This window comes from Streptomyces cinereospinus, from assembly GCF_042430725.1.
GTDB classification, from domain to species: domain Bacteria; phylum Actinomycetota; class Actinomycetes; order Streptomycetales; family Streptomycetaceae; genus Streptomyces; species Streptomyces cinereospinus.
Map to the genome: position 1 here is coordinate 1 of NZ_JBHMCY010000082.1, position 6,052 is coordinate 6,052.

4 protein-coding genes are annotated in these 6,052 nt (G+C 72.7%); all 4 read right to left on the reverse strand.

Features of this window, described 5'->3' with window-relative positions:
- Positions 1-876, reverse strand: an 876-nt coding sequence (locus tag ACFF45_RS30320) for an ALF repeat-containing protein (RefSeq protein WP_381349943.1), incomplete at its 3' end; no start/stop codon positions are given.
- Positions 877-1,260: 384 nt separating this feature from the next.
- Positions 1,261-3,159 carry a DNA primase gene (gene dnaG / locus ACFF45_RS30325; protein WP_381349944.1) on the reverse strand — a complete coding sequence of 633 codons (1,899 nt, stop codon included), beginning with the start codon at positions 3,157-3,159 and terminating at the stop codon, positions 1,261-1,263.
- 29 nt (positions 3,160-3,188) lie between these two features.
- The gene (locus ACFF45_RS30330) at positions 3,189-4,454 is read right to left on the reverse strand and encodes an NAD(P)/FAD-dependent oxidoreductase (RefSeq protein ID WP_381349945.1); all 1,266 of its coding nucleotides are present in this window, start codon (positions 4,452-4,454) and stop codon (positions 3,189-3,191) included.
- A 158-nt stretch (positions 4,455-4,612) separates the two neighbouring features.
- Positions 4,613-5,914 (reverse strand): deoxyguanosinetriphosphate triphosphohydrolase, encoded by a 1,302-nt coding sequence (locus ACFF45_RS30335; protein WP_381349946.1) that lies wholly within the window; start codon positions 5,912-5,914, stop codon positions 4,613-4,615.
- Positions 5,915-6,052 lie beyond the last annotated feature (138 nt).

Sequence of the window (6,052 nt, forward strand, 5' to 3'; positions counted from 1 at the left end):
GGCGGCCGCCGCCGCGCGGGAGGCCGCGGCCGAGGCCCGGCCCGCCGACTCCTTGGCCTCCTGCGCCTCCTGCGCCGCGACCAGCGCCGCCTCCTTGGCGGCCCTGGTCGCCGCCTCGGCCTTGGCGGCCTCCTCCTTCGCCTTCTCGGTGAGTTGGGTGGCCCGCTTCTGCGCGGTGTCCGCCAGCTCCGCCAGCTGGGCGACCGTCAGCGTCTCCTGGTCCCGGGCGGCCGCGACCTCCCAGCCGTGGTCCAGGAACTCCTCGACGTCCTCGGCCGTGCCGTCCAGCGCCTGCCCGGCCAGCGCTCCGACGTTCGGGCCGCCGGTGTACAGCAGGCGGGCGACCTGCACTCGGTTGTCGTCCGCGCGAGCCGCGTACTGGCCGTCCTGGAGGAACGCCTCCCAGTCGTCCGCCGTGCCATTCAGCGCCGCGTTGCCCGCCGCCCTCACCCCGGGGCCCCCGGTGGCCATCACCGTGGCCACCTCCACCCGCAGGTCCTCCTCGTAGGCGGGTCCGAAGCCCTCGTTCAGGAAGGCCGTCAGCTCGGTGGCGCCGCCGCTGAGCGCGGTGTTGGCGGCGGCCCGCACGCCGGGGCCGCCCAGCGCCATCACCTGGGCGACCTGCACCCGCAGGTCGTCCTCCCAGATGTCCGGCAGGTCCTCGGCCATGAAGGCCCGGATGTCCGCGTCGGACCCCAGCAGAGCGGCCGCGGCGGCCTCCTTCACCCCCGGACCGCCGTACTTCCACGCCTCCACGACATCCGCCCTGTCGAACGGCGGTTCGTCCTCGGTGGCCGCCGCCGCGGGACGCGACTCGACCCCCATGACCATCAGCAGTGCCACCACCGCTGCCATGAGGCCGCGCCATATGGGCACGGCTCTCCCTCTGACCCTCACCGTGTGTCTCCTCATCACGGACGGACCGGGCCGAAACGGCGCGCCCGCCGTTCACGCGGAGAAGAAATCGAGGCCCGCCGTGCACCGGAAACCGGCATGCGAGAGAAATTGGGCATGCGTGAGCCCCCCGCCCCCTGTCCGACGGCATGCGCATCGTTCCGCGTTATGAGCGCTGCGACGACGCCTGTCCGACCTTCGTGTTAAACCCCCCTGGCCGCGTCATCACATCTCATTCCGCTGATCCTGTCCACCGCTTTCCCCGCCTGGTAATTGGCACATCCACGTACATCGCGGAAACAAACCTCGTGCACGGGGAAAGCACGGTGAAATACGCATGAAGGAGCGCGGTCCGGACGGCTGCCCTCACAGCGCGGCCGCGCCGCGCTCCCGCAGGGCCTGGCCGTACTGCTGGAGGACCCACAGCTCGTTCTGCACCGCCGCCAGCCCGGCCGGGTCGCCGTGCGTGCCCAGGCGGGTCAGGGTGCTCTGGACGTCCTGGATGCGGCGGTCGACGGCCCGGCGGCGGACCCAGACCAGCTGCTCGCCCGCGTACGCCTCGTCCACCGTGCGGCGCATGATCGCCTCCACCGCCAGCTCGGTGACCATCGCGCGGACCGTGTCGTCCGGTGCCGCCTCCCGGACCCGGACCAGGTACTGCTGCGGGTCCTGGACGCCGTACTCGGCACCCCCCGCGTCCAGGACGGCCTGGCGCACGGCGGCGTACGGCGGGGCCGTGAACTCGTCCACGCCGTAGGCGTCGAAGGCCGGCGAGACCAGCTCCGGGCGCTGGAGGGCGAGCTTGAGCAGCTCGCGTTCGGTGGCGTAGACGGGGTTGCGCAGGTTCAGTGCCGGGCCGGAGTGGACGGGGGCGGCCGGGGCATCGTACGGCTGCTGCGCGCGGGCCGGCGCGGGGCCCTTGCCGCCCCGGTCGCGGGCCCAACGGGCCAGCTGCGCCACCCGCTTGACCACGAACTGCGTGTCCAGGATGCCGAGCATGCCGGCCAGCTGCACGGCGACCTCGTGCTGGGCGCCGCTGTTCTTGATCCGGGCCACCACCGGGGCCGCCTCGTCCAGCGCGGCGGCGCGGCCGGCCGGGGTGTCCAGGTCGTAGCGGCTCACGATCTGGCGGAGCGCGAACTCGAAGAGCGGGGTGCGGGGCTCGACCAGGTCGGCGACCGCCTCGTCGCCCTTCACCAGGCGCAGGTCGCAGGGGTCCATGCCGTCCGGCGCGATGGCGATGTAGGTCTCGGCGGCGAACTTCTGGTCGTCCTCGAAGGCGCGCAGTGCCGCCTTCTGGCCGGCCGCGTCGCCGTCGAAGGTGAAGATCACCCGGGCCGAGCCGTTGTCCATGAGCAGCCGGCGCAGGATCTTGATGTGGTCGCCGCCGAAGGCGGTGCCGCAGGTGGCGATGGCCGTGGTCACGCCGGCGAGGTGGCAGGCCATGACGTCCGTGTAGCCCTCGACCACGACCGCGCGGCTGGTCTTGGCGATCTCCTTCTTCGCCAGGTCGATGCCGTAGAGGACCTGCGACTTCTTGTAGATCGCCGTCTCCGGCGTGTTGAGGTACTTGGGGCCGTTGTCCGCCTCGTACAGCTTGCGGGCGCCGAAGCCGACCACCTCGCCGCCGATGTCCCGGATCGGCCACATCAGCCGGCCCCGGAAGCGGTCGATGGGGCCTCTGCGGCCCTCCTGGGAGAGGCCGGAGAGGGTCAGCTCCTTGTCGGTGAAGCCCTTGCCGCGCAGGTAGCGGGTGAGGTGGTCCCAGCCCTGGGGGCTGTAGCCGACGCCGAAGTGGACGGCGGCCGACTGGTCGAAGCCGCGCTCGGCGAGGAAGACCCGGCCGGCCTCCGCCTCGGCGCCGGTGGCGAGCTGCTCGGCGTACCACTCGGCGGCGATCTTGTGGGCCTCGACCAGGCGGATGCGCTCGCCGCGCTGGTGGGCGGGGTTGTAGCCGCCCTCCTCGTAGCGCAGGGTGATGCCGGCCTGGGCGGCGAGGCGCTCGACCGCCTCCGAGAAGGAGAGGTGGTCGACCTTCATCACGAACGTGATGGTGTCGCCGCCCTCCTGGCAGCCGAAGCAGTGGAAGAGTCCCTTGCTGGGGCTGACCTGGAAGGACGGCGACTTCTCGTCGTGGAACGGGCACAGCCCCTTGAGGTTGCCGCCGCCCGCGTTGCGCAGCTGGAGGTACTCGGACACCACGGCGTCGATCGGGACCGCGTCCCGTACCGCCTTCACGTCCTCGTCGTTGATCCGTCCTGCCACGGGTGAATTCTACGGGGACGGGGCGAGGGTCAGGGGACGAGGCTTTCCCACGGGACGTGCGGGTCGGCCAGCGCCTCGGTGTCCACCCGGGTCCGGGAGCGGATCAGCCGCTGGATCCGCTCGGTGACGTCCCACACGTTCACGTTCATCCCGGCGAGCACCCGCCCGTCCTTCACCCAGAAGGCGATGAACTCGCGCTTGCCCGCGTCCCCGCGGATCACCACCTGGTCGTACGACCCGGGCGGCGCCCAGCCCGAGTACTCCATGCCCAGGTCGTACTGGTCGGAGAAGAAGTACGGCACCCGGTCGTAGGTCACGTCCCGGCCGAGCATGGCCCGGGCCGCCGCCGGTCCGCCGTTCAGCGCGTTCGCCCAGTGCTCGACGCGCATCCGGGTGCCGAAGAGGGCGTGCGGGAAGGCGGCGACGTCGCCGGCCGCGTGGATGTCGGGGTCGGAGGTGCGCAGCCGCTCGTCGACGAGCACGCCGCCGCCGTGCGCCCGGTCGGCGACCTCCAGCCCCGCCGCCTCCGCGAGGGCGGTGCGCGGTGCGGCGCCGATCGCCGCGAGCACGTCGTGCGCCGGGTGCTCCTCGCCGTCGTCGGTACGGGCGGCCAGCACCACGCCGTCCTGGCCGACGATCTCCGTCAGGCGCAGGCCGAAGTGGAAGCGCACCCCGTGCTCGCCGTGCAGGTCGGCGAAGAGCTGGCCCAGCTCGGGTCCGAGCACGCCGTGCAGCGGGGTCGGCTCCGGCTCGACGACGGTGACCTCGGCGCCGTACTCGCGGGCCGCGGCCGCGACCTCCAGGCCGATCCAGCCGGCCCCGGCGATCACGAGGTGGCCGTTGTCCCGGCCGAGGTGGGCGAGGACGCCCTTGAGCCGCTCGGCGTGGGCGAGCCGGCGCAGGTGGTGCACGCCGGCCAGGTCGGTGCCCGGGACGTCCAGGCGGCGGGGCTCGGCGCCGGTGGCCAGCAGCAGTTTGTCGTAGCGGACGACGGTGCCGTCCTCGCCGAAGCGGACCGTCTTGGCCGTGCGGTCGATCGCGTCGACGGTCTGGCCGAGGTGCAGCTCGACGTCGTGCTGCGCGTACCAGGCGGGTTCGTGCACGAAGACGCTGTCGCGCTCCTCCTTGCCGAGCAGGTAGCCCTTGGACAGGGGCGGGCGCTCGTACGGATGGTCGCGTTCGTCGCAGATCAGTATCACCCGGCCGCTGAAGCCCTCCGCGCGCAGCGTCTCGGCCGCCTTCGCGCCGGCGAGCCCTCCTCCGACGATGACGAACGTCTGATCCGCGTCGACCACTTGATGCCTCCTCGTAAACGTGCCGCCCCGTGCGAGTTCAACGTCCCGCCATGTGCGAGCGTTCCGCACACAGCGTGATGCGGGAAGAGGGAGTGCCCCGATCAGGCCACGCAGGGTCACCTTCGAGCGCTTTCCGGGTCACCCGCGCCGCGCCAGTCTCACAGGTGCCCGGTCAGCCTCGCGTGCAGCGACCGCGCCGCGGCGTCCGTCAGCGAGGCGATCTGGTCCACGATCACCCGTTTGCGGGCGCGGTCGTCGGGGGCGTGCTCGAACAGCGCGCGGAACTGCGGGTCCAGTCCGTCCGGGGCGCGGGCGGTGAGCGCCTCGGCCAGTTCGGCGACGACGATCCGCTGGTCGGCGCGGAGCCGGGTCTGTTCGGCGCGCTGCATGACGTACCGGTCGGCGACCGCCTTGAGCACCGCGCACTCCATCCGGGTCGCGCGCGGCACGACCAGTTCGGCGGCGTACCGGGTGAGCCGGCCGCCGCCGTAGGCCTGGCGGGTGGCCTGTTCGGCGGCCAGGCAGAAGCGGCCGATGAGCTGGCTGGTGGCGTCCTTGAGGCGGGCCTGGGCGACGGCCGTGCCGTCGTAGCCGTGCGGCCACCACTCCGCGTCGAGGAGCCGGTCCAGGGCGGCGGCGAGTTCGGCGGGGTCGGTGTCCGCGGGGGCGTAGCGGCCCGCGGCGACCTCGAAGACCGCCTGCCGTTCGGGCTCCGCGTGCAGGCAGTTGGGGTCGATGTGGCCGGCGTGCAGGCCGTCCTCGACGTCGTGCACCGAGTACGCCACGTCGTCCGACCAGTCCATCACCTGGGCCTCGAAGCAAGTGCGGGTGGCGGGGGCGTCCTCGCGGGCCCAGTCGAACACCGGGCGGTCGTCCTCGTACACGCCGAACTTCGGGGAGGCCGCGTCGGTGGGGTGGGCGCCGCGCGGCCAGGGGTACTTGGCGGCGGCGTCGAGCGCGGCGCGGGTGAGGTTGAGACCGACGGAGCCCTCGGGGGTGAAGCGCTTGGGCTCGATGCGGGTGAGGAGTCTGAGGGACTGGGCGTTGCCCTCGAAGCCGCCGCAGTCCTCGGCGAACTCGTTGAGGGCCTGTTCGCCGTTGTGGCCGAAGGGCGGGTGGCCGAGGTCGTGCGAGAGGCAGGCGGCTTCGACGAGGTCGGGGTCGCAGCCGAGGGCCGCGCCCAGTTCGCGGCCCACCTGGGCGCATTCGAGGGAGTGGGTGAGGCGGGTGCGGGGGCTGGGGTCCCAGGCGGCGCTGCTCGTCGCTCCGGGGGTGACGACCTGGGTCTTGCCGGCGAGGCGTCTGAGGGCGGCGGAGTGCAGGATGCGGGCGCGGTCGCGTTGGAAGGCTGTGCGGCCGGGGCGTTTGTCGGGTTCGGGGGCCCAGCGTTCGACTGACGTCGGGTCGTAGCCGGGGGGTGGGGTGTGGTTCTCGTGCGGCGGTGGTGCGGTGCCTTCCATGACTCGACAGTAAGCGCAGGGGGTGACAAGTGCGTGTGCGTCTGCCGGGTTCTGTTCGGGGGTGGGTGCGGGTTTTCTTTGGCTGGTCGCGCAGTTCCCCGCGCCCCTGAGGGGGGTCGTCTGTGGCGGCGTTGAAGG